The following is a 22,122-nucleotide window of genomic DNA, read 5'->3' on the forward strand; positions in this document are numbered from 1 at the left end:
CGGTCAGGACCGGTCGGCGGACGGCGGCAAGCCCCATTTGGTCAGGATCGCCTGAAGCGTCCCGTCGGCCTTGAGCTTGGTGAGTGCGGCGTCGATCTTGGCGAGCAGGTCGGTTTCGGTCTTGCGCACGCTGAGGCCCACCGAGGCCACGACGGTCGGCTTGAAGGTCTCGACCAGGCGGACGCCGGGGAAGACGCCCTGCTTGACGTAATAGGCCAGGATCGGTGCGTCGGCGAAGCCGGCCTTCAACCGGCCGGAATTCACGTCGCGGATGATGTCGGGGATCGTGTCGTAGATCTTCACCTCGCCGAAGAGGCCCGACTTCTTCAGCGGCTCGACGAAGGCGGTGCCGACCTGGGCGCCCACGGTCTCGCCCTTGAGGTCGGCGAAGGAGGTGTAGTCCTTGGTGTCGGTCTTCGGGACGATCAGGCCTTCGCCGTAGCTGTAAACCGGCGCCGAGAAGGCCACGACCTCCTTGCGCTGAGGCGTGATGAACATCGCCGCGGAGATGACGTCGATCTTCGAGGCGGTGAGTGCCGGGATCAGCGTCGAGAATTGGAGCGGCTCAACCGCCACCGTGAAGCCCGCCTCCTTGCCGACCGCGTTGACGAGGTCGACCATCACGCCCTGGATCGTGTTGGTCTTGGTGTCGAGAAACGTGAAGGGCAGGCCGGTGGGGGTCGCGCCGACCTTCAACGGTTGGGCGCTCACCGCACCACACAGATATCCGACGAACAGGGCCGACGTCAGGCACAGTTTGGCCAACCGTCTTCTCATCTTGCCGCTCCCATGCAGTGATCGCAGCACGCGACGTTCGTCGGCGCCAGTTTTCATTGTCGTGAAGAATACCGCATGTTTTCGGTATCGACGCAAGCGGCTTTCACGTGCATGAAAGAACGCGCGAAAGGCAGGCTGGTGTGACGGTGGGCATCCCCCGAGGCGAGATGATAGGTCCGGAACCGGTCGACCGTGCCGTAGGTCAGCGCCTGCGTGGCCTTCGGCGGGCGCGGGGGCTGTCGCTGGAGGCCGTTGCCTCCAGCACAGGCCTGTCGATCGGCTTCATCAGTCAGGTCGAGCGGGGCCTGTCCTCGCCCTCGCTCCGCGTCCTGGCGCTCCTCGCCGACACGCTGCAGATCGGGATCGGCGGCCTGTTCGAGCCCGGCCCGCAGGCGCCGGAACCGGACCCGATCGTGGTGTTCCGGAAGGATCGGCCGGAACTGCAGCTCTGGCGGACCGGCATCACCAAGCAGTTGCTCACTCCGCCCGGGGGCACACAGGGCATGAGCCTGTTCCACATGGTGCTGAGGCCGGGCGCCAGCACGGGGGACGAGCTGTTCAGTCACGACGGCGAGGAGGCGGGTCTCGTCCTCGAGGGCCGCCTGACCCTGGTCGTCGAGGCGCGCACGCTCCAGCTGGCGGAAGGCGACAGCTTCCGCTTCGAGAGCCGTCGGCCGCATCGCTTCGGCAATCCCGGGACGCACGACCGGACCATCGTGCTTTGGGTCAATGTGCTGGGGTCTTCTCAGATCGATTCGCCGTAGCTCCGAAGGGCACGCGGGATCGAAGCGCCGGGGCCTCGAGGCGCGCACCCGAGACCGTCGAGTGTGGCGTCGAGGATCCGCTACTGACCGCCCAGCAGGCGCGTCCCGAGGGCGGCCCAATAGGCCGCTCCGATCGACAGGGCCGCGTCGTTGAAATCGTAGGCCGGATTGTGAAGCGGGGGACCGCGCTCGGCCCCATCCGTCCCGATCCACGCATAGGCGCCAGGGCAGGCTTCGAGCATGTAGGCGAAATCCTCGGATGCCATGGAGGGCACGACCTCGCCATGGCGCGCGGAGAGCTCAGGGACGGTCCCGGCCGCCTCCAGGGCGGTGCCGACCGCGTCTGCGGTGTTGACGGTGGCGGGGTATCCGAACCGGTAGTCCACCTCCGCGCGGGCGCCGTGCGTGCCGGCCGTCCCGCCCGCGATCGCCTCGACGAGCTCCGCGACGCGCTTGCGCACGGCCTCGTCCAGGCACCGGACCGTGCCGCGGATGACAGCGCGCTCGGGGATGACGTTGTAGGCGTCGCCGCCGTGGATCTGCGTGACGCTGAGCACGACTGGGTCCGTGGGCGCGATCCGGCGGCTCACGATGGTCTGCAGGGCGAGGACGAGCTCGGAGGCGACGACCAGGGTGTCGGTGCCGCGCTCCGGCATGGCCGCGTGGGTGCCGAACCCGGCGACCGTGATCTCGAACGTGTCGAGGGAGGCCATGATGGCGCCGACCCGGGTCGCGAAGGTCCCGAGCGGCAGACCGGGCCAGTTGTGCAGGCCGTAAACGGACTCGCAGGGGAACAGCCGGAACAGGCCGTCCTCGACCATGGCGCGCCCGCCGCCCTCGCACTCCTCCGCCGGCTGGAAGATGAAGTGCACCGTCCCCGTCAGATCGGTGCGCGCCGCGAGGTGCCGCGTCGCGCCGAGCAGCATGGCGACGTGGCCGTCATGGCCGCAGGCATGCATCACGCCGGGCGTCCGAGAGGCGTGAGCCACGCCCGTCGCCTCCTGGATCGGCAGGGCGTCCATGTCGGCGCGCAGGCCGACAGTCGGGCCGTCGCCCCGGCTCAGGGTCCCGACCACGCCGGTGCGGCCGAGCCCGGTCTTCACCGACAGGCCGCAGGCGGCCAGCTCCCGGGCGACGAGATCCGCCGTGCGGACCTCCTGGAAGGCCAGCTCGGGATGGGCGTGCAGGTCGCGCCGCCACGCGACCATCCGCTCCACGGTCTCCGCCTCGATGCGCATGCGACCTCTCTCTGATGCCGGAGGCTGCCAGACCGCCTCGATCCCCCGTCCGGACCCTACGCCGTTCGGCACGGCGGTTCACCCCAGTGGCGGGTGCATGAAGAACTGCGCGATCAGGACCGCGCCGAGGAACGTCCCGGCATTGGCCATGAACGAGACCACGACGATCCGCCAGCCGAGGCGGCGGAGCGCGGGCACGTCCTTGGCGACCGAGAGGCCCGCGAAGGTCAGGATCGGCGTGGCCAGCGCCAGGAAGTTCAGCTTGCCGGTCAGGGCGGCGATCTCGGCGGCGTGGGGCGTGCCGGGATAGGTCAGCGCCATGCCGATGATCGAGACCCACAGGACGGCGGGCAGGCGCCGGCCGAGGAGCAGGTAAAGGCCCCAGCCGGCCAGCACGGTGCCGATGATGATCGCCATCCCGGCGACGACCTGCGCGTCGGGGACGACCCCGTAGGTCAGCCAGTTGCCGATCAGCCCGTAGGCGCCGATCAGGATCCAGGCGAGCACCGTCTCGCCGAGGCCGATCCGCGCCTCCGGATGGGCCGGCGCGCCGCCCTGCGGCTCTGCGGCCGTCGAACGGGCCGCGTCCGGCCGGTTGCGGCCGAGGATCGGCTCCAGCTTGCCGTAGGCCCAGATCGTGAAGGGCAGCGACAGGAACAGGGTGAAGTACGTGCCGATCGTAGTGGTGACGAGGTTGCTGGCCGCCGCGAAGGTGGCGACATCCTTGGCGACCTCGGGCGTCTGCTGGGCCGCGATCGCCCCCGAAGCCGCGGCCATCATGCTGCCGGAGCCGACCCCGGCCCCCATCGCCAGCGCCAGGGGGTTGAAGAGGCCGAGGCTGGTAATCAGCCCGGCCAGAAGGGCGATGAACACCGCGCCGAACACCGTGCCGGTCAGGTACTCGGCCAGCACGCCGCGCCCCTCCGGCGAGTCCATGCCGTAGCGCTCGCCGATGATGGCGAGGCTGGGCTCGCGGCCGACCGAGAAGGTCGCGCCGATCGCCTCGCGCTTGATGCCGAGCAGGAGCGCGACCGGCAGGCCGAACACCATCGTGCCGAAGAAGTGGCCGAATTCCTGGAAGGCCAGGGCCCAGCCCGAGGCCATGATCTTCGGCAGCGACCCGCCGACGAGCAGCCCGAGCTTGGCGATGAAGATCAGGAGCGCCGGCTGCAGATAGGCGCCGGCCGCGTTCTGGAGCGCGCCCGACAGCCGCAGCGGCGCCGGCAGGCGCGGGCTCATCAGCCCCAGCGCGCCGCCCAGCAGCAGGGCCCAGAGCAGCGGGAGCAGCACGATCTTGCCGGCGCCCACCGGGATGCTGACGTTGCCGATCGCCTCCGCGATGACGACGATGACGAGGGCGAGCAGGAACAGCGTCAGCTTACCCCCGCCCGAGACGGGCGGCGCGACCGCCCGCGTATTCGTCGCAAACAGTTCCCCCGCCATCGTCATCCTCCTCGACCCCCCTCGGGGCTGCCCGTTGCTCCGCCTGCCGGTCTTGATCGCCGGCTTGGCGTTAGATCGTCTCGGTCATTGCGCCCGTGGCGTCGGGCTCAGCCCACGTAGCCGAAGGTGACGGCCGGCGCGGCGGCGGTCTCGACCCAGACGCTCTTGGTCTGGGTGTAGGCCATCAGCGCCTCGCGGCCCGAGGAGCGGCCGAAGCCCGAGCGGCCGAAGCCGCCGAAGGGCGAGGCCACATTGATCGTCTTGTAGCCGTTGACCCAGACGGTGCCGGCCCGCAGGGCCGCCGCGACGCGGTGGCCGCGCCCGCCGTCGCCGGTCCAGACCGCGCCGGCGAGGCCGTAGGGCGTGCCGTTGGCCAGCGCGACCGCCTCGTCCTCGCCGTCGAACGGCAGGACCGCCAGGACCGGGCCGAACACCTCCTCCCGGGCGATCGCCGCGTCCGGCGCGACGCCGTCGACGATGGTCGGGCCGTAGTAGAAGCCGCCCGTGTCGCGCAGGGAGGCGGGGCAGGCCCCGCCCGCCGCAATCGTGGCGCCGGCCCCCGCGGCGGCCTCGACCATGTCGGCGATCTTGTCCCGCTGGCGCCGATTGTTGATCGGGCCGATCTGCGTCGCCGGGTCGGTCGGCGCCCCCACCGGTATGCGCGCGGCGGCGTGGGACAGGCGCGCGACGAAGGATTCATGGATCGAGCGGTGCACGAGGAGCCGGGAGCCCGCCACGCAGCTCTGGCCGGCGCCGCCGAAGATCGCGGCCTGCGCGCCGATCAGCGCCCGGTCGAGGTCGGCGTCGGCGAACACGATGTTGGCCGACTTGCCGCCGAGCTCCAGCACGCTCGGCACGATGGCGCGGGCCGCCGCGGCGGCGATCTGCCCGCCCGCCTCGGCCGAGCCGACGAACACGACCAGCCGGGTCTCGGGATGGGCGACCGCGGCGGCGCCGGTGGTCGGGCCGGCGCCCGCCAGCACCGAGACGAGGCCGCGCGGCATCCCCTCGGCGCGGTCGCAGAGCAGGCCCAGCGCCAGCGAGGTCAGGGGCGTCAGTTCGGAGGGCTTCAGCACCACGGCGTTGCCGGCGCAGATCGCCGGTGCGATCTGCCAGCCCGCCGTGAAGATCGGCGCGTTCCAGGGGGTGATCTGCACCACGGTGCCGAAGGGCTCGTGGCGGGTGTAGTTCAGGTGCGAGGTCGGCACCGGGATGACGTCGCCGTGCAGCTTGTCGCACCAGCCGGCGTAGTACTCGAACATCTCGGCGACCTTGGCGACCTCGCCGCGCGTGTCGCGGATCGGCTTGCCGGCCGAGAGGGTCTCCAGCTCGGCGAGCGCGCCGGCGTGCTGCCGGACCAGGGCGGCGATCACCCACATCGCCCGGCCGCGGGCGGCGGCGCTCATGCCCCACCACGCGCGCTGGGCGTCGCGGGCCGCCGCCATGGCGGCCTCGACGACCGACGGGCCGGCATCGGCGAAGGTCGCGAGCACGCCGCCGTCGGCGGGGTTGGTGAGATCGAGTTCGGCGCCGGTCCCGGCGAGGATCTCGCCGGCCACGACGCTGCCGATGCGGCCACCCGGCAGCAGGTCGGCCAGGAGGGCGGCGACCCGGTCGGCGGCGGGCGAGTGCGGCGTGCCGGACATCAGTGGGCTCCCTTGGGATCGCGGTAATCGGCCATGCGGGTGAAGTCGGCCGTGTCGGGGATGGCGGGTTGCGTCGCCTGCCAGATCCGCTTCACCTCGGCGGAGAGCGGCAGGTCGATCCCGCATTCGGCGGCGAGTTCGAGGGCGAGGCGCACGTCCTTGCGCATCAGGCCGGCCGAGAAGCCGCTGTCGAACGTGCCGGACTGGACCCAGCGCGGGACCATGACCTCGCTGATCGCGCTGCGGCCGGTCGCGGTGTTCACGACCTTGACGGCCTCGTCGGCCGAGAGGCCCGCCGCCTCGGACAGGCGCAGGGCCTCGCCGGTGGTCACGAGATGGGCCGCGACCAGCAGGTTGTTGACGAGCTTGACGATGTTGCCGGCGCCCGACGGCCCGACATGCGGCGCGCGGGCCGACATGGCCTCCAGGACCGGGCGGGCCAGCTCGTAATCCGCCTCGGCGCCGCCGATCATCATGGTCAGGGTGCCCTCGGCGGCGCCGGACGGGCCGCCGCTGACGGGAGCGTCGAGGAGCCCGTGACCGGCCGCGGCGAGGCGCTCGGCAAGGCGCCGGGTCGTGCCGGGATCCGAGGTCGAGGTGTCGATCACCACGACCTTCCGGTCGGTCCGGGAGAGGAGGCCGCCCTCCGCGGTGACCACCGCCTCCACGTCCCGCGCCAGCGGCAGCGAGAACACCAGAGCGTCGGCCCGGCCGAGCACGTCGTTGAGGGCGTCGACGGTCGTCACGCTGGCCGCCTCGGCGGCGGGGCGCCGGGCCGGACTGAGGTCGTAGCCCAGGACAGCGAAGCCCTTGCGGGCCATGGTCGCGGCCATGCCGAGACCCATGTTGCCGAGCCCGACGACTCCTACCGTTGCGATGGTCATGCCGATCCGTCCTCACGAAGCGGCACGATAGTTCTGGCAACTGAGTGTTGCGACAACAGCCGATTTCTGCACGATCCGTGCGGAGATTCCGCACGCTCGCGTCAGGCCGGGGGCGGGCGGAACGCCACCATGTGGTCGGCCAGCCAGCCGAGCAACCGCGCCGCCCCCTCAGGCAGGCGCCGCCCCGCGCGGATGACGAGGTGGGCGCTCGCCTCTGACAGGATCGCGTCGCGCAGCGGCACCGCCGCGAGGAGGCCGTCGCGCAGTTCGGCCGCCACCACGAAGCGGGGCAGGAACGCCACGCCCATGGCGGCCATCACGAAGCGGCGGTGCAACTCGAAGGACGCCGTCTCCAGCCGCGGCACCAGCCGGAAGCCGCCGTCGGCCTCGACGCGGCCGATCAGCTGGCGCACGCCGTGGTCGGGTGGGAGGAGGGCGGTAGGCTCGGTGGCGAAGCTGCGCAGCGGGACCGGCGACGCTTCGTAGGCGAGGGCGTGCCCCTTCGGCAGGACGGCGAGCAGCGGCTGCCGGGCGGAGACGATTCCGCGGACATCCGGGTGCGCGGGCGGGTTGTAGACGAGGCCGATATCCGCGTCCCCGCGGGCGATCGCCGCGAGGATCCCGTCGGTGGTGCCGATCTCGACCTGATAGGCGATGCCCGGATGCTCCTTGGCGAAGCCCGCAAGGGCGTTGTCGAGGAGGTCGATCAGGAAGCCGGCGCCGCAGCGCAGGCTGATCGTGCCGCGCTGCACGCCGCGCAGGCGCTTGAGCTGGTCCTCCAGCAGCGCCGCCTCGTCGGCCTGCCGCTGCGCGTGCGCGGCGACCAGCCGGCCGGCCTCGGTGGGGACCACGCCCCGGGGCAGGCGCTCGAGCAGGGTCTCGCCGGTCTGCGCCTCCAGCTCGATGATCTGCCGGCTCACCGCCGAGGCGGCGACGTTCAGGATCTCGGCGGCCGCCCGGACCGAGCCCGCGCGCACGACGGCGAGAAAATAGCGGAGGGCGCGGTCGTTCATAACGGCTGCACCGTGCCTGCGGCGCGGCGCGGCATCAACAGGCCACCGCCGGCCGGGCGGCGCGCGAAAAGTCCGCTGATCGCGATCCGTCCGAGCCGCCTCGACCGCGGGACCGGGCGGCTCCGGGGCGGCCTCCGGCGGTCAGAACGGCCGGCCCGCTGCCACGACGGTCCGGATGGCGAAGCTCGACTGGAGCCGGGCGACGCCGGGCAGGCGCGACAGCACGTCCTTGTGCAGACGTTCGTAATCGGCGGCGTCGATGACCCTGAGCTTGACGAGGTAATCGGCCGATCCGGTCATGAGATAGCAGTCCTGGACTTCCGGACAGCGCCGGACGGCCGCCTCGAAGCGGTTGAGGTAGTCCTCGGTCTGGCGGTCCAGGGTGAACTGCGTGAGCACGACGAGGCCAGGCGCGTCGGCGGCGCCCACGAGGGCCGTGTAGCCGCGGATGATCCCGGACGTCTCCAGCGCGCGCACGCGCCGATGACAGGCCGAGGCGGACAGGCTGACGGCGGCGGCGAGATCCGCGTTGCTGATCCGCCCGTCACCGCGCAGGACCTGGATGATGCGGCGGTCGGTTTCGTCCACGCCCGGCTCTCGCAGGATATTCGAATTGGCCGAAGAAACTTGCACTCGGGGTCCCAGATAGCAAATGTCTTCGACAGCACGCACGCCCGTTCGACGATCCTTCGTGTAGCCTTCGGACATCGCATCCGCGCGCTGTCCCGAGGGCCGCCATGAGCATGATCGATATCGCGCTTCGGCCTGATGCGGGCCCAGCCGGGACGGCCTCCGCACTCCTCACGATCGATCTCGCGGCCATCGCGGAGAATTACCGCCGCCTCGCCGCGCGGGCCGGGTCGGCGACCTGCGCGGCCGTCGTCAAGGCGGACGCCTACGGGCTCGGCGCCGACCGGGTCGCGCCGGTCCTGGCCGCCGCGGGCTGCCGGCACTTCTTCGTCGCTCAGGTCGGCGAGGGCGTGGCCCTGCGCTCCATCCTCGGACCCGGCGCGGTGATCGCCGTGCTCAACGGCACCGCCCCGGGCGGCGAGGCGACCTGCGCGGATCACGACCTCGTGCCCGTCCTCAACGACCGGTCCCAGTTCGACGGCTGGCAGGGCTTGGCCCGGCGGCGGGCGCGGTGCCTGCCCGCGATCCTCCAGGTCGACACCGGCATGGCCCGCTTCGGCTTCGCGCCGGAGGAGGCCGGCGCGCTCCTCGACCGGCCGGACGCCCTCGCGGGCCTCGACCTGCGGCTGGTGATGAGCCACCTTGCCTGCGCGGGCGAGCCGGGCAGCCCGGTCAACGCGGCGCAGCTGTCCGTCTTCCGGGCCGTCCGCCGGCGCCTGCCCGCGGTGCCGGCGAGCCTCGCGGCCTCGTCGGGGATCTTCCTCGGTCCGGACTTCCATTTCGACATGGTGCGCCCCGGCGCCGCCCTCTACGGGATCGCCCCGCAGGAGGGCGGGCCGAACCCGATGCGCCCGGTGATCGGCCTGCGGGCCCGGGTCATGCAGACGCGCAACGTCCCGGCGGGGACGCCGGTCGGCTACGGGCACGCGGCCACGGTCGCCCGGAACAGCCGACTCGCCACGGTCGCGATCGGCTACGCGGACGGGCTCTTCCGCAGCACGGCGGGCGGCGCGGCGTGGTTCGGCGGCGCCCGGCTGCCCGTGGTCGGGCGCGTCTCGATGGACAGCCTCGTCCTCGACGTCACCGACGTGGCGCCCGGCACGCTCGGGCCGGGGGCGCTCGTCGACATCGTCGGGCCGGAGCGCGACGTCGACGCCGTTGCCGCCGCGGCCGGCACGATCGGCTACGAGGTCCTGACCAACCTCGGCCACCGTTTCCACCGCATCTATCTCGGAGCCTGAGGCCCGCCATGCACGTGCTCATCCTCGGCGGCGGCGTCGTCGGCGTCACCTCGGCCTACTATCTCGCCCGGGCCGGCCATCAGGTCACCGTGCTGGAGCGCCAGCCGGGCTCCGGCCTGGAGACCAGCTTCGCCAATGCCGGGCAGGTCTCGCCCGGCTACGCGGCCCCCTGGGCGGCGCCGGGAATCCCGGTGAAGGCGCTCAAGTGGCTGATGATGCGGCACCGGCCCCTGGTGCTGTGGCCGCGGCTCGAGCCCCGCCTCTACGCGTGGCTCACGCGCATGCTCGCCAACTGCACCGAAGAAGCCTACCAGCGGAACAAGGGCCGCATGGTCCGGCTCGCCGAGTACAGCCGCGACGCGCTGCGCGACCTGCGCACCGAGACCGGCATCGCCTACGATCACCGGGAGAAGGGCACGCTGCAGCTCTTCCGGACGCACAAGCAGCTCGACCATGTCGGCGACGACACCCGCGTCCTCGACGCCTACGGCGTGCCCTACACGGTGCTGGACCCGGCCGGCTGCGTCAGTGCCGAGCCGGCGCTCGCCGCCGTGCGCGACGTCTTCGTCGGCGGCCTGCGGCTGCCGGGCGACGAGACCGGCGACGCCCACCTGTTCACCCAGCGCCTCGCCGCGATCTGCGAGGGTCTCGGCGTGACCTTCCGCTACCGCACGGCGATCGCGCGCCTGCATCACGCCGGCGACCGGGTGACGGCGGTCGAGACCGCCGACGGCGACCTTCTGCGGGCGGATGCCTACGTGGCGGCGCTGGGCAGCTACACGCCGGCGGTGCTGCGTCCCCTCGGGATCGCGCTGCCGGTCTACCCGGTGAAGGGTTACTCGCTGACGGTGCCGATCACCGACGCGGCGGCCGCGCCGGTCTCGACGGTGATGGACGAGACCTTCAAGGTCGCGATCACCCGGCTCGGCGACCGGATCCGCGTCGGCGGCACCGCCGAGCTCGCGGGCTTCAGCAGCGCCCTGCGCCTGCCGCGGCGCGAGACCCTGGCGCGCTCGGTGCAAGACCTGTTCCCGGCGGGCGGCGACCTCGACCGGGCCTCGTTCTGGACCGGCCTGAGGCCGATGACGCCGGACGGCACGCCGATCGTCGGGGGCACGCGGGTCGGCAACCTGTTCACCAACACCGGCCACGGCACGCTCGGCTGGACCATGGCCTGCGGCTCCGGCCGCCTGCTCGCCGACATCGTGTCCGGCCGGGCTCCCGAGATCGCGAGCGACGATCTGGCGCTCGACCGCTACGCCGCGTGAGACGACTTGGGTGATCGCTCAGACACCCCGCCGGGCTAGTGATCGAGAACGTCGAAAAACGCCCGCCGTCTCGTCGCGGTCGGGCGGACCGACGTTCAGGACGGATCGGGGATGGCTCGTCTGCCGCATTCGCGCCTCGGTCCCGAGGCGCGCCGGAAGGCGGTCGAGCTGGAATCTTGAACGGTCCCCGAGCGCGTGGACAGCGACTGGCGGGGCGGATTGGCGGGCCACCACCGCACTTGCGTTCAAGGCCGCTACACGACGCTGACGGCTCGAAGCGAACCGGCTGCTGTCGGCCGATTTCGTTGAAAAACTCGGTGGCAGCGCCTCAGGCGTCATCCCAGATGGGGCCCGGGAGAAAATCGGTCTCTCGCGCCGCGGCAATCCTACGCACGAGGCGCGTTCTGTTCACCCCCAGACCAGGACTTTCGCCGGTCGGTGCTTTTCGCGGCGCTGCTTCGGCCAGCTTCCAAGTTTGTCAACACAATCAGCCACATCCGGTCGCCGCTTCGCGCGCAACTCGGCCCGTCCCCGGTATTTGGTCCGGGTTGATACAAGCGGACATCGGGGATTCAACGACGTGACGAGCGCCGTCGAGCCTGGCCGCCGCGATGCGAACCAGCCATACGTGCGGCCGGGCGGACCACGACCGACTGTGATAGATGTAGCGGGAGGTGCGCTGGCCGTCCGGCGCTGAACGCCCCCCTGGAGAATTGCAGTGGCACGTCCGGATCTCGGCACGAAACGACTTTGCCCGACGACAGGCAAGAAGTTCTATGACCTCAACAAGAACCCCGTCATCTCGCCTTATTCGGGAGAGGTCGTCCCAACCTCGGTGACAACGTCCTTCGCCAGGGGAGCCGCGCCTGTGGTAGCGCGCAAAGAGGCACCGACCGAAGACGAAGAGGACACGGACGGCCCGGAACTCGTGTCCTTGGATGAGGTCGAGGCTGAGGAAGCCGATAAGGACACGGATACCGACACGGACAGCGATGACGCTCTGGATGTCGATGACGATGGCGACCGGGTCGAGGATGACACGCTCGTGGTCGATGAGGACGACGAAGATACCACCGACCTGATCGAGGTAAATGACGACGATGATGATCAGTAGCCGCGCTTGAGTCTCCTCGCCCGAGCCGCCCCGCGCACATCGCAAACCCGGGTGACGCAGCCGGTTGATCGGGCGACGGGGCGGCCCATGAGCAGGGCCGATCGCACAGCCATGCGGCGTGACGGCTCGTCGGCTTCAGCGTCGACTACGGTGGCGTTTGCCGATGCGTGCGCCGCGACAGTCGCAGCCAAGTCAAGGATATGGTCCGGCCCGATCGGATGATCCTGCGTGGTCGGCACTGTGAGGTAGACGTCGATGGCCGCGCAGACGTGCTCGATCGCGATGCGCTCGGCGGTCACCAGATCCCAGAGCGTAGCATCGTCTGCCATCCGAGACGTTCTACACCCAGCGCTCGAGGCCGCAACAACGGGCCATCGCAGTTGGGTAGTTTCGGCCGGCCCCTTTCAGAAGTTCCGAGCCATAACACCGGACGTTCGACCAAGACGTGCTGTTGCACGGATGCGCGACCGTCTCGGGCGTCGCGTCGGGTTCGACGGTTCCTCCGGCGCAGATATCGGCTCAAGCTTGGCGAAGGCCCGGCTATCAGACCCGGTCGGTCACGGTCAGGCAGCGACGTGATGTGCGGTTCGGATGGTCATCAGGGATTGTCGGCCCCGCTGGCAGTGACCTACGAAGCAGGCCTGCACCCGAGGATGAGGGTGGCGACGGCGTGCACCAGTTCCGCCTCATGATACGGCTTCGTCAGTCGTGGGGGATCGCGATAGCCATCCGCATCCGGCAGCTTCACATCTCCGGTCGCGAATAGATACGGCACACCTCGAGACTCCAATACCGCAACCAAGGGGTGGACTGTCTCGCCATGGCCGAGGTTCACGTCCAGCACGGCCGCGGCGAGGCCGTCATCCTCAATGAAGGCGAGCGCCTGAACGACGCTCGGTACAGGCCCCGCGACGCAGGCTCCTGCCGCCTTCAGCCAGCGCTTCAGCTCGATCGCGATCAGGTATTCATCCTCGACGACGAGGATGCGGTATCCGGCGAGCGGTCGAGCAGGATCGGGCACCGTACCTCCGAAGCGCGCAGGGAAGGGCGCGAGGACCAGGTTTTCGAAGCGCCCCACCTTCACGGAGGTCAGGATACCGGCATTTCAATCCGGCAATGCACACCCTCCGGCCCAAGCTCGTAATCTACCTTGGCCTCCAGCGCGTAGGCTAAGGCATTCTGGATCAATTCGGTGCCGTAGCCGCGCCGGGTGACACTCTCCGACCGCACGGGCACGCCGCGCTCGACCCAGGACAGGGCGAGGCGGCGGCGCTGGCGACGATCGCGCACGGTTTCCCAGGTGACACTGAGTCGGCCGGCCTGACTCTTGAGCGCCCCGTGCTTGACCGCGTTTGTGGTCAGCTCGTGCACCGCCAGGGCGAAGTTCTGCACCTGCCGCGCGGTCAGATGTACTTCGGGGCCCGCGATGCTGACGCGATCGGACGCTCGATCAACATAGGCGGCCAACTCCGTCCTCACGAGCGCCCCAAGCTCAACCGTGTCGCTGCCGAACTGGCTGAGCAGACCCTGCGCCCGGCTGAGCGCCTTCAGGCGCTCCTCGAAAGCCTCGATCGGACTCCCCTGCTGCAAAGTTCTGTCTGCCACGGCGATGACGACGGCGAGCAGGTTGCGTGAGCGATGCTGCAATTCGTTGATCAACACTTCCTGTCGCGCCAGCAGCCTGTGATGGTCCGTGACGTCGATGTTCACGCCCGACCACTTCCGGATCGACCCGTCCGGATTCGTGATCGGCACAGCGCGGACGTTCGACCACCGCCACGAGGCGCTCGGTGCGTGCCACAGGCGGTACTCGTGATTGACAGCTGTCCGCGCCGCCACGGCCTGCCGCCACTTCGCCTCGGTGACATCCCGGTCGTCGGGATGGATGGCGGCGATCCAGCCCGACCCGAGCCATTCTTCCAAATGCTGCCCGGTGAATTTGCGCCAGCCTGGACTGTCGACCTCGATGACGCCTTCGGCCGAGGCTTCCCAACTGAACTGGCCGAACCCCTCGACTAGGCCGCGGAACCGCTCTTCACTCGCGCGCAGCTCGTCCTCGGCACGCTTGCGCGCCGTCACGTCGCTGGCTGCTCCGATCCATTCGCGGATCTCGCCCACCTCGTCGAGGAGGGGCACGGCCCGTGACAGGGCCCAGCCCGAGCGCCCGTCCGCCTGCCTGACGGGATGCTCCAGTTGGAACATCGCCTTGGCCTCCACCGCCTGTTGAATTGCCGCCCGCAAGCGCGGCTGATCGGCCGGGTCGATGTATGCGCCCAGCCAGTCATCGCTCGGGCTGACGGTGTCGGCCAGGAACCCCTGTCCATCGAGTACGCGCAACTCGCGCCAGTCCGGGCTCATGCGGTAGACGACATCGGCGCTGGCGGTGACGAAGGCGCGGAACCGCTCCTCGCTCGCGCGCAGGCGGTCCTCGGCCCGCTTGCGAGGGAGGATGTCTTTGAACAGGACCGCCACCTGCCGTTGCTCGGGCGTCCCGATCGGGAAGGCGTAGACGTCGTACCAGCGCCCGAGCGCGTCCGCGCGATCGTCGAAGCGTTCGGCTTTGCCGGTGCGGGCGATGCGACCGTAGGTCTGGAGCCAGTGCGCCTCGATATCGGGCACCAGCGCCCGGACCGTCCGACCTACGGCGTCCGTCAGCCCGGTCTGCTGCTCGAAGGCCACGTTCACGTACAGGAAGCGGTAGTCGACCGCAGCTCCGGCCTCGTCGAACAGAACCTCGATGGTGCAGAACCCTTCGTCGATCGCATTGAACAGATGATGGTAGCGGGCCTCGCTCGTGCGTAACTTCGCCTCGGCGCGTAGGCGCTCACCGATCTCGAAGCCGGTCATGTGGACTGCGATCACGTGTCCGGCCTCGTCGCGCACCGGCACCAGAAGCGCGTCAAAGACATCCTCCGCGACGCCTTCGCCGCGGGTGTCCAGGGGTTGGCCGGCGACTTGGACGGCCTCGCCCGCGAAGGCGCGCGCGTAGTAGGGTGCGACGGTTGCCCAACCGTCCGGGAACGTCGTCGCGAGGGGACGACCGAGGGCCTCCGGATGCCGATCGCCGTAGAGCCGGGCGGCGGCATCGTTGTAGATCAGGAGGTGCCCGCGTCCGCAGACGATGGACGCGACGACAGGGCTGGCAAGCACATGCTCGACCATGGCCGCGAGGCGGGGCGACCATGTCTCGATCGGGCCGAGCGCCGTCGCGGCCCAGTCATAGCCGCGAACGCGTTCGGCCATTTCACCGGCCAGATGAGACCCTACGGACATCGGTATCGGGACGTTGATGGACGCTGACGACCGGCATCATGTCGAGCGAAGCCAGCCGCAGCAATGGTAGCCACCCAGGACAAGCCGCCATTCCATGGGCATCATGCCGGTGACCGCGTGGCGGACCTTTCGATGATCGTCCGAACGTCCGGGTCGGGAGCGGCTTCAGTGCATGAGGGCCCTGCCGGTGCACAAGGATCGTAGGCGGTGTGGCGCCACAGCCATCCTTCTCCGGCACCCGCTTCGATGGGCCGGCCCTCTCGTGACCTACGTCAGCCGCCGCCAGTCAGCCGTCGCTCCAGGAAGTCCAGCCGGTCCTGACCCCAGAAGATGTCCCCGCCCACGGCATAGGTCGGAGCGCCGAACACACCGCGGTCGATCGCAGCCTTGGTCTCCCGTGACCGTAGCGCCGTCCACCGCGCATCATCCGCGTGCTCGAGGACGGATGGCCCGTCCAGGCCAACGTCGCCGATCAGCCGTCCGAGCGTTTCCCGGTCACCGGTGTCAGCCTCTTGCTCCCAGAGCGCCCTCAGGACGCGATGCGCCAGATTGACGGCAGGAGCATCGCCGATCGTCTCGCGCACCACGAGGACACATCGAGCGGCGGTCGCCTCATCGGCCGGGAAGTGCCTCGGCTTGAGGTTGATCGGAATGCCGAGAACATCGCGCCAGCGCGCCAGTTCCTGGAGCCGATAGGCTTGCCGCTGCGGCGAGCGCTTGGCCAGCGGGAGCCCTCCTGAAGCCGGGAAAACTTCGGCGGTGTCGATGGGATAGATCCGCACCCGCGCACCGCAACGCGCGGCAATATCCATCAAGCGCGCGCCTCCTAGGTAGGTCCAGGGCGAGTTCAACGAGACGTAATAGTCCACCTGACAACGCATCGGCCCTCCTATCGACTTACGATAGCTGAAGCGGCGCCGCGGCGGCGCCCTTTGTACGTCACGCCGCTCCCGGACCTGCTGCTGCACTCCGCGCGGGCTCGGTCGCGATCATTGCGTCGGGCGATAGGAGGGTAGGGGGAGCCAGACGGCTGTGGCCCGTTCCTACAGGTTACGTTCGCAAGCCATTGTCCAATCTGACGTTATCCGATGGCTTTCAGCGGCGTACAAGCCCATCCGAGACTGCGCCTGCCCTTTCGCAATGCAAGGGTCCGGGGTTCGAATCCAGCGTGTGGCACCGCCCCTCAGCGCCACGCGTGCTGGCCGAGGATGACGACCGGCAAGCACCGAACAGGCGACGCGGCCACCGACCTCGCCGTCTCGGACCTGCGCGAGGCCGCCCACGTCTCGGCCGGAGACAGGCGCCGCGGTGGGCATCGTGTCGGTCGACCTCGCAGCCGGGGATCACCCAGTCACGAAGAAATGGACGCTCGACCGGGCAGTCCCGGTCCTACGCACGCGCACGGCCGCCGATATCAAGCGGCGAGATAGGCAGCCAACCCGGCCAATCCCGACAACGAGGAGCGGCTCTCTTCCGTGCAGCGCGCATTCAGGTCTGCGGCCAGCCCGTCGAGCTTGGCCTGGAGCGCGACGATGCTCGCCTTCGACAGGTTGCCAGGGAGCAGAACGACAACATCCCCCTCGGTGAGGCGGATTGTTTCCCGGATCGCAGCGCCTTCGGACATGTCGGCCTCCGTCGGGAGAATTGATCTCCCGGTCTGACGACAAGATCTCATGGGCCGAAACCTTCGGCGGTGCTCCGGCACACGCGCATGAGTCGGATCGATTCGGTCAAGTCGTGCCGAACCATCGCGTCAGCGATCGGCCGGCGGCTTCCTCATCCGGGGGAGTGTCACAGGCCCAGGCGACGATCCCGTCGGGCCGAACGAGCAGGGCCTGCAGGCCGAGCCGGTCCTCGACCTCGCCGGCGACGTAGCCGACGCGCCCGGATTGCCGGTCCGTCAAAGCTTGCAGCGATGGACGAGGGGCGAAATCCAGGACCAGGCCCTTACCGGCACGCATGAGGCCGCCAACCCGTCTCCCGTCACCGAAGACGAAATCGGGCACGCTGCGCCCGACCAGCGGATGGCCGGCGCCGAGATCGTAGCTGAGCGACACGCCCCATACGCGCTCGGCGAAGTAGGTTGCGCCGTCTGTCGTGTCGATCAGGTCACGGATGATGGCTTCGAGGGCGCGCGCGCTTCGGCTCGGCCGCATGAGCGCGGCCTGGGCCCGCGACCAGTCGAGGACGCGCGCACCGACCGGATGCCGCTCGCGCTCGTAGCTATCGAGGAGATCCGCTGGCCCAATCCCCCGGATCGTGGCCGCGAGCTTCCAACCCAGGTTCATCGCATCGCCGAGCCCGAGGTTCAGGCCCTGGCCACCCAAGGGCGAATGGATGTGCGCGGCATCGCCGGCCAGAAGCACGCGGCCGCTGCGATAGGCGCTCGCCTGACAGGCGCGGTCAGTCCACGTTGTGGCAAGCTCGAGTTGGGTCACCGTGACATCCGTCCTGGAAACCCTGCGCAGGACCGCCTCGACGTGCGCGCGCGTGATCGGCGCGGTGCGATGGAAGGCCCCACCGTCGAAATCGGCCACCGCGACCGTGTCGGGCGGCGTGTACAGGTACATGCCCTCCGCGGTGTAATGCCGGCCGGGCTTGAGGGTATCCCCGTTGGCCAGCGCGGCCCGGACGGAGTAGCCCGTGAATTCAGGCTCGGTGCCGGTGAAGGCCAGGTGCGCCGCCTTGCGCACCGTGCTGCGCGCGCCGTCGCAGCCGACCAGCCAGCGGCCCCGGTACGCCGCGCCAGACGCCTGGACGATGACGGACCCGTCCGTCTGGGCGAAGCCCTCGACGCCCACGCCCCGCAGGATCCGGACCCCCGATAACTCAGCCCGCCGGGCCAGGACGGTCTCGAGGCTTTCCATCGCGATGGCGAGGGTGCTGACGGAGCCCGGCAGGCGATAGGCCCAGCGCGCCGGATCGATCCGGTCGTGGAAGAACTGGATGCCGGCAAAATGACCGCCGGGGCGGCGCGGCTGCGCTATCCAATGCGCCGTTCCCGGCATGGCGCGGCTCACCGCATCGGCCGCGATCTCTTCGAGCAGACCGCGGCGGTCGAGGCTCTCGAGCGTCGGAACCGTCAGGCCGCGTATGCCGAACGGGGGGCGCTTCAACGGCGAGGATGGGTCGCGCGCCTGCTCGAGAACCAGGACCGAGCAGCCCGCCAGCGACAGTTCGCAGGCGAGGAACAGGCCGACGGGACCGCCGCCGGCGATGATCGTGTCATAGACGGTCGATGATGGGGGCATGGCCGGACTCCGAGTCGATATTCGACCGGAGCGTTTCCCGAACCTGAGACCCGCGCGGACGAACATCCGGACGCGCACGCGCGTCCTTCGTTCGTCGTGGGGGTCCGCGGCACGAGGCCAAAGACCAGAGCTTTCGTTACCGAAAGGACTTGGGCTGACCAGACCAAGTCTGCCTTTTCCGACATGCCGACGGTAGCGCACCGGCCGCGCGACCGCAACGGCCACGTTTCAACGCCGCCCCAGGAGCCTCGCGCATCGCGGACGTGAACGGGGCAGAGAAGGGGGAGGGGTGCCGTGTTCAGCCGCGTGCGCGCCCGGCGTACAGACCTGCCCGCTCTCGGACGGTTATCGGAAGCTGCGGCTGTACGCTTGATCGGGCCCGGGCTCACGCCCCGTCGTCAGGCGCCGGGCGCGGCCCCGTCGACGCTTCTCGGAAGCCGCCACGGGTTCGCATCCGTCAGCGCGGCCGGGAGGAGGGCCTCCGGCAGGTCCTGATAGCAGACCGGCCGCAGGAAGCGGTCGATGGCGAGGCTGCCCACCGACGTGGTGCGCCCGTCCGAAGTCGCGGGGAAGGGGCCGCCGTGGACCATGGCATGGCCGACCTCGACGCCGGTGCCGAAGCCGTTCACCAGGATGCGGCCGACCTTCCGCTCCAGGAGAGGCACGAGGCCGCGCGCCGCCGCGTGATCAGTCTCGTCCAGGTGCAGGGACGCGGTGAGCTGGCCTTCGAGGCCCTCCAGGACCGTGCGCAGCTCGGCGGCATCCCGGCAGCGGACCACCAGGGAGGCTGCGCCGAAGACCTCCGCGGCGAGCCGATGGTTGGCACGGAAGGCGGCCCCGGTCGTCGCGAACAGGATCGGCCGCCCCTGCTGAGCGGTGCCGGGCTGGCCCTGTGCCACCCGCGCCACCGCGGGATTGCTCTCCAGGGCCGCGACGCCCTCGCGATAGGCCCGGTGGATGCCGGGCGTCAGCATGGCGGCGGCGGCCACACCCGAAAGGGCGTCGGCGGCGGCCGCCTCGAAGGCCGCGAGCCCCGGACTCTCGACCCCGAGGACGAGACCGGGACTCGTGCAGAACTGGCCCGCGCCGAGGGTGAGCGACGCGACGAAGGCGCGCCCGATCTCGGCACCGCGTGCCGCGAGCGCGGCGGGCATCAGGATCACCGGGTTGATGCTGCTCATCTCGGCGAAGACCGGGATCGGGACCGGCCGCGCCGCGGCGATCCGCATGAGGGCGGTGCCGGCGCGGCGCGAGCCCGTGAAGCCGATCGCGGCGACGCGGGGATCGGCGGCGAGATGCTGGCCGATCGCGATACCCTCCTCGAACAGCAGCGCGAACACGCCGTCCGGTAGGCCGCACGCGGTGACCGCGCGGCGGACCGCGTCGCCGACGAGGGCCGAGGTACCGGGATGGGCCGGATGCGCCTTCACGATCACCGGGCAGCCGGCGGCCAGCGCCGACGCGGTATCGCCGCCAGCGACCGAGAAGGCGAGGGGGAAGTTCGAGGCGCCGAAGACCAGCACGGGACCGACCGCGATCCGGCACAGGCGCAGGTCCGGTCGCGGCAGCGGCGTCCGCTCGGGCTGGGCCGTGTCGATGCGGGCGCCGAGGGAGGCGCCGCTTCGGACGACGGCGGCGAACATCCGGAGCTGGCCGACGGTGCGGCCGCGCTCCGCCTCGATCCGCGGGCGGGGGAGGCCCGTCTCGGCCATGCAGCGGGTGACGAGTTCGTCCCCGAGGTCGAGGATGGCGTCGGCGATCGCCTCCAGGAGGGCGGCCCGTGCCGAGGGGGGCATCGCGCGGTAGGCGTCGAAGGCGTCCGCGGCGAGCGCGCAGGCGTGTTCGGCCTGCCCCACCGTCGCCGAGGCGAAAGCCGGCTCCAGAGATGCCCCGGTGGCGGCCTCGACCGCGCGCCACGGCGTGCCGCTGCCCGGCACACGCGCGCCGCCGATCAGGTTGTCGCTGCTGAAGGTCATGCGGTTGCGCCTGTTCAACAATCGGCGGAGTCGTCGGGAGCCGCGCCCGGGCGCGCTGCACGCCGGCACGGCACGAGACCCTTGTTTCGATACGCCCCCCGCCGGACCGGCAGCCGCTCCGGAGGAGAGCGCACTGGCCTCACCGGACGAGGCAGGGCTTCTTGTTGTCGAAGATCCAGTTCGGGACGAGGAACTGCATCGCCGCCGCGTCGTCCCGGGCGCCGAGACCGTGGTCGCGGTAGAGCGCGTGAGCCTCCTCGACCGCCGACCAGTCGAGCTCGATCCCGAGGCCCGGCCGCTCCGGCACCCGCACGAGGCCGCCGCGGATCGCCAGGGGCTCCTTGGTCAGGCGCTCGCCGTCCTGCCAGATCCAGTGGGTGTCGATGGCCGTGACGTTGCCCGGCGCGGCGGCCGCCACGTGGGTGAACATGGCGAGCGACACGTCGAAATGGTTGTTCGAGTGCGAGCCCCAGGTCAGCCCGTGGTCGCGGCAGAGCTGGGCCACCCGCACCGAGCCGGCCAGCGTCCAGAAGTGCGGGTCGGCGAGCGGGATATCGACGGCGCCGAGCTGGATCGCGTGGTTCATCTGCCGCCAGTCGGTGGCGATCATGTTGGTGGCGGTGGGCAGGCCGGTGGCACGGCGGAATTCGGCCATGATCTCGCGGCCGGAGAAGCCCTGTTCCGCCCCGCAGGGGTCCTCGGCGTAGGCGAGCACGTGGCCCTGGCCCTTGCACAGGCGGATCGCCTCGGCGAGCGACCACGCACCGTTGGGATCGAGGGTGACGCGCGCCTCGGGGAAACGCCGGTGGATCGCCGTGACGGCGGCGATCTCCTCCTCGCCGCGCAGCACGCCGCCCTTCAGCTTGAAATCGTTGAAGCCGTACTGCTCGTAGGCCGCCTCCGCGAGGCGGACCACGGCCTCGGGCGTCAGGGCCTCCTCGTCGCGCAGCCGGAACCAGCCGTCCCGCGCCTGCGGCTCCCGGTAGCCGAGGTCGGTCCTGCGGCGGTCGCCGACGTAGAACAGGTAGCCCAGCATCTCGACCGCGTCCCGCTGCTGACCCTCGCCGAGGAGCGCGGCGACGGGCACGTCGAGGAACTGGCCGAGCAGGTCGAGCAAGGCGGATTCGACCGCGGTGACCGCGTGGATGGTGATGCGCAGGTCGAAGGTCTGGAGGCCGCGCCCGCCGGCATCGCGGTTGGCGAAGCGGGTGCGCATGGTGTTGAGCACCGCGTTCCAGGCACCCAGCGGCTGGCCGACCACGAGGTCGCGGGCCTCCTCCAGCACGCTGCGGATGCCCTCGCCCCCGGGAACCTCGCCGAGGCCGGTGGCACCCGTCGAGTCGGTGAGCACCACGAGGTTGCGGGTGAAGAACGGACCGTGCGCACCCGACAGGTTCAGCAGCATGCTGTCGTGTCCCGCGACCGGCACGACCTTGATGTCGGTCACGGTCGGCGTGTTGCGGGCGGCGTGGCGGCTGTCGGACTGCGTGGTGACGGACATGGCGTGTCCTCCTGCATGTGGTCTGGCTGGGGGCCGCACGGCCGGGCGCGGCCGGACTCGCGGGGCAGGAACATCGGGACGGGGGCCGGCTCCCGGGAGCCGG

19 protein-coding genes are annotated in these 22,122 nt (G+C 70.5%); 4 read left to right on the forward strand and 15 right to left on the reverse strand.

Translation table 11 applies throughout. The features are described 5' to 3' along the window. Nucleotides 1–3: 3 nt before the first annotated feature. Nucleotides 4–777 (reverse strand): ABC transporter substrate-binding protein, encoded by a 774-nt coding sequence (locus ACLBX9_RS23480; protein ID WP_447720600.1) that lies wholly within the window; start codon nucleotides 775–777, stop codon nucleotides 4–6. A 167-nt stretch (nucleotides 778–944) separates the two neighbouring features. On the opposite strand from ACLBX9_RS23480, the gene ACLBX9_RS23485 reads away from it, so the two are divergent. Then, a complete protein-coding gene (locus ACLBX9_RS23485) occupies nucleotides 945–1,541 on the forward strand; it encodes a helix-turn-helix domain-containing protein (RefSeq protein ID WP_051072187.1) in 597 nt (198 codons plus the stop codon). A gap of 80 nt (nucleotides 1,542–1,621) precedes the next feature. Here ACLBX9_RS23485 and ACLBX9_RS23490 read toward each other — a convergent pair whose 3' ends face one another. The 6 genes from ACLBX9_RS23490 to ACLBX9_RS23515 all read right to left on the reverse strand — a co-directional run bounded on the left by ACLBX9_RS23490 (nucleotide 1,622) and on the right by ACLBX9_RS23515 (nucleotide 8,353). Continuing rightward, nucleotides 1,622–2,779, reverse strand: coding sequence for a M20 aminoacylase family protein (locus tag ACLBX9_RS23490; RefSeq protein ID WP_447720601.1), 1,158 nt, complete (start codon nucleotides 2,777–2,779; stop codon nucleotides 1,622–1,624). 78 nt (nucleotides 2,780–2,857) lie between these two features. Next, nucleotides 2,858–4,222, reverse strand: a complete 1,365-nt coding sequence (locus ACLBX9_RS23495) for a DUF3100 domain-containing protein (protein ID WP_447720602.1) — start codon at nucleotides 4,220–4,222, stop codon at nucleotides 2,858–2,860. Between the two features lie 107 nt (nucleotides 4,223–4,329). Then, on the reverse strand, nucleotides 4,330–5,868 hold the full coding sequence (locus ACLBX9_RS23500) for an aldehyde dehydrogenase family protein (protein WP_447720603.1): 1,539 nt from the start codon (nucleotides 5,866–5,868) through the stop codon (nucleotides 4,330–4,332). Then, the gene (locus ACLBX9_RS23505; protein WP_447720604.1) at nucleotides 5,868–6,752 is read right to left on the reverse strand and encodes an NAD(P)-dependent oxidoreductase; all 885 of its coding nucleotides are present in this window, start codon (nucleotides 6,750–6,752) and stop codon (nucleotides 5,868–5,870) included. Before ACLBX9_RS23505 ends, ACLBX9_RS23500 begins: the two co-directional genes overlap by 1 nt. Before the next feature lie 101 nt (nucleotides 6,753–6,853). After that, the gene (locus ACLBX9_RS23510; RefSeq protein ID WP_447720605.1) at nucleotides 6,854–7,765 is read right to left on the reverse strand and encodes a LysR family transcriptional regulator; all 912 of its coding nucleotides are present in this window, start codon (nucleotides 7,763–7,765) and stop codon (nucleotides 6,854–6,856) included. Between the two features lie 141 nt (nucleotides 7,766–7,906). Beyond that, entirely contained in the window at nucleotides 7,907–8,353 is a 447-nt protein-coding gene (locus ACLBX9_RS23515) for an Lrp/AsnC family transcriptional regulator (protein ID WP_039893243.1), read from the reverse strand. Nucleotides 8,354–8,502: 149 nt separating this feature from the next. On the opposite strand from ACLBX9_RS23515, the gene alr reads away from it, so the two are divergent. The 3 genes from alr to ACLBX9_RS23530 all read left to right on the forward strand — a co-directional run bounded on the left by alr (nucleotide 8,503) and on the right by ACLBX9_RS23530 (nucleotide 12,018). Continuing rightward, on the forward strand, nucleotides 8,503–9,636 hold the full coding sequence (gene alr / locus ACLBX9_RS23520; protein WP_447720606.1) for an alanine racemase: 1,134 nt from the start codon (nucleotides 8,503–8,505) through the stop codon (nucleotides 9,634–9,636). 8 nt (nucleotides 9,637–9,644) lie between these two features. Beyond that, nucleotides 9,645–10,904 (forward strand): D-amino acid dehydrogenase, encoded by a 1,260-nt coding sequence (locus tag ACLBX9_RS23525; protein ID WP_447720607.1) that lies wholly within the window; start codon nucleotides 9,645–9,647, stop codon nucleotides 10,902–10,904. A gap of 718 nt (nucleotides 10,905–11,622) precedes the next feature. Then, the gene (locus tag ACLBX9_RS23530; protein WP_010683995.1) at nucleotides 11,623–12,018 is read left to right on the forward strand and encodes a TIGR02300 family protein; all 396 of its coding nucleotides are present in this window, start codon (nucleotides 11,623–11,625) and stop codon (nucleotides 12,016–12,018) included. Here ACLBX9_RS23530 and ACLBX9_RS23535 read toward each other — a convergent pair. The 8 genes from ACLBX9_RS23535 to gudD all read right to left on the reverse strand — a co-directional run bounded on the left by ACLBX9_RS23535 (nucleotide 12,012) and on the right by gudD (nucleotide 22,019). Further along, on the reverse strand, nucleotides 12,012–12,317 hold the full coding sequence (locus tag ACLBX9_RS23535; RefSeq protein WP_447720608.1) for a hypothetical protein: 306 nt from the start codon (nucleotides 12,315–12,317) through the stop codon (nucleotides 12,012–12,014). The two genes, ACLBX9_RS23530 and ACLBX9_RS23535, sit on opposite strands and share 7 nt — an antisense overlap. 329 nt (nucleotides 12,318–12,646) lie before the next feature. Beyond that, nucleotides 12,647–13,039, reverse strand: a complete 393-nt coding sequence (locus ACLBX9_RS23540) for a response regulator (RefSeq protein WP_447720609.1) — start codon at nucleotides 13,037–13,039, stop codon at nucleotides 12,647–12,649. Between the two features lie 68 nt (nucleotides 13,040–13,107). Beyond that, nucleotides 13,108–15,291, reverse strand: a complete 2,184-nt coding sequence (locus tag ACLBX9_RS23545) for a PAS domain-containing sensor histidine kinase (protein ID WP_447720610.1) — start codon at nucleotides 15,289–15,291, stop codon at nucleotides 13,108–13,110. A gap of 272 nt (nucleotides 15,292–15,563) precedes the next feature. Further along, nucleotides 15,564–16,160, reverse strand: a complete 597-nt coding sequence (locus ACLBX9_RS23550; RefSeq protein ID WP_447720611.1) for a DsbA family protein — start codon at nucleotides 16,158–16,160, stop codon at nucleotides 15,564–15,566. 545 nt (nucleotides 16,161–16,705) lie between these two features. Continuing rightward, nucleotides 16,706–16,915 (reverse strand): hypothetical protein, encoded by a 210-nt coding sequence (locus ACLBX9_RS23555; protein ID WP_010683990.1) that lies wholly within the window; start codon nucleotides 16,913–16,915, stop codon nucleotides 16,706–16,708. A 106-nt stretch (nucleotides 16,916–17,021) separates the two neighbouring features. Continuing rightward, a complete protein-coding gene (locus ACLBX9_RS23560; RefSeq protein ID WP_447720642.1) occupies nucleotides 17,022–18,542 on the reverse strand; it encodes an FAD-dependent monooxygenase in 1,521 nt (506 codons plus the stop codon). Nucleotides 18,543–18,940: 398 nt separating this feature from the next. Beyond that, on the reverse strand, nucleotides 18,941–20,518 hold the full coding sequence (locus ACLBX9_RS23565) for an aldehyde dehydrogenase (NADP(+)) (RefSeq protein ID WP_447720612.1): 1,578 nt from the start codon (nucleotides 20,516–20,518) through the stop codon (nucleotides 18,941–18,943). Nucleotides 20,519–20,657: 139 nt separating this feature from the next. Next, a complete protein-coding gene (gudD, locus tag ACLBX9_RS23570) occupies nucleotides 20,658–22,019 on the reverse strand; it encodes a glucarate dehydratase (protein WP_447720613.1) in 1,362 nt (453 codons plus the stop codon). Nucleotides 22,020–22,122 lie beyond the last annotated feature (103 nt).

It is taken from the genome of Methylobacterium sp. A49B (assembly GCF_053346215.1).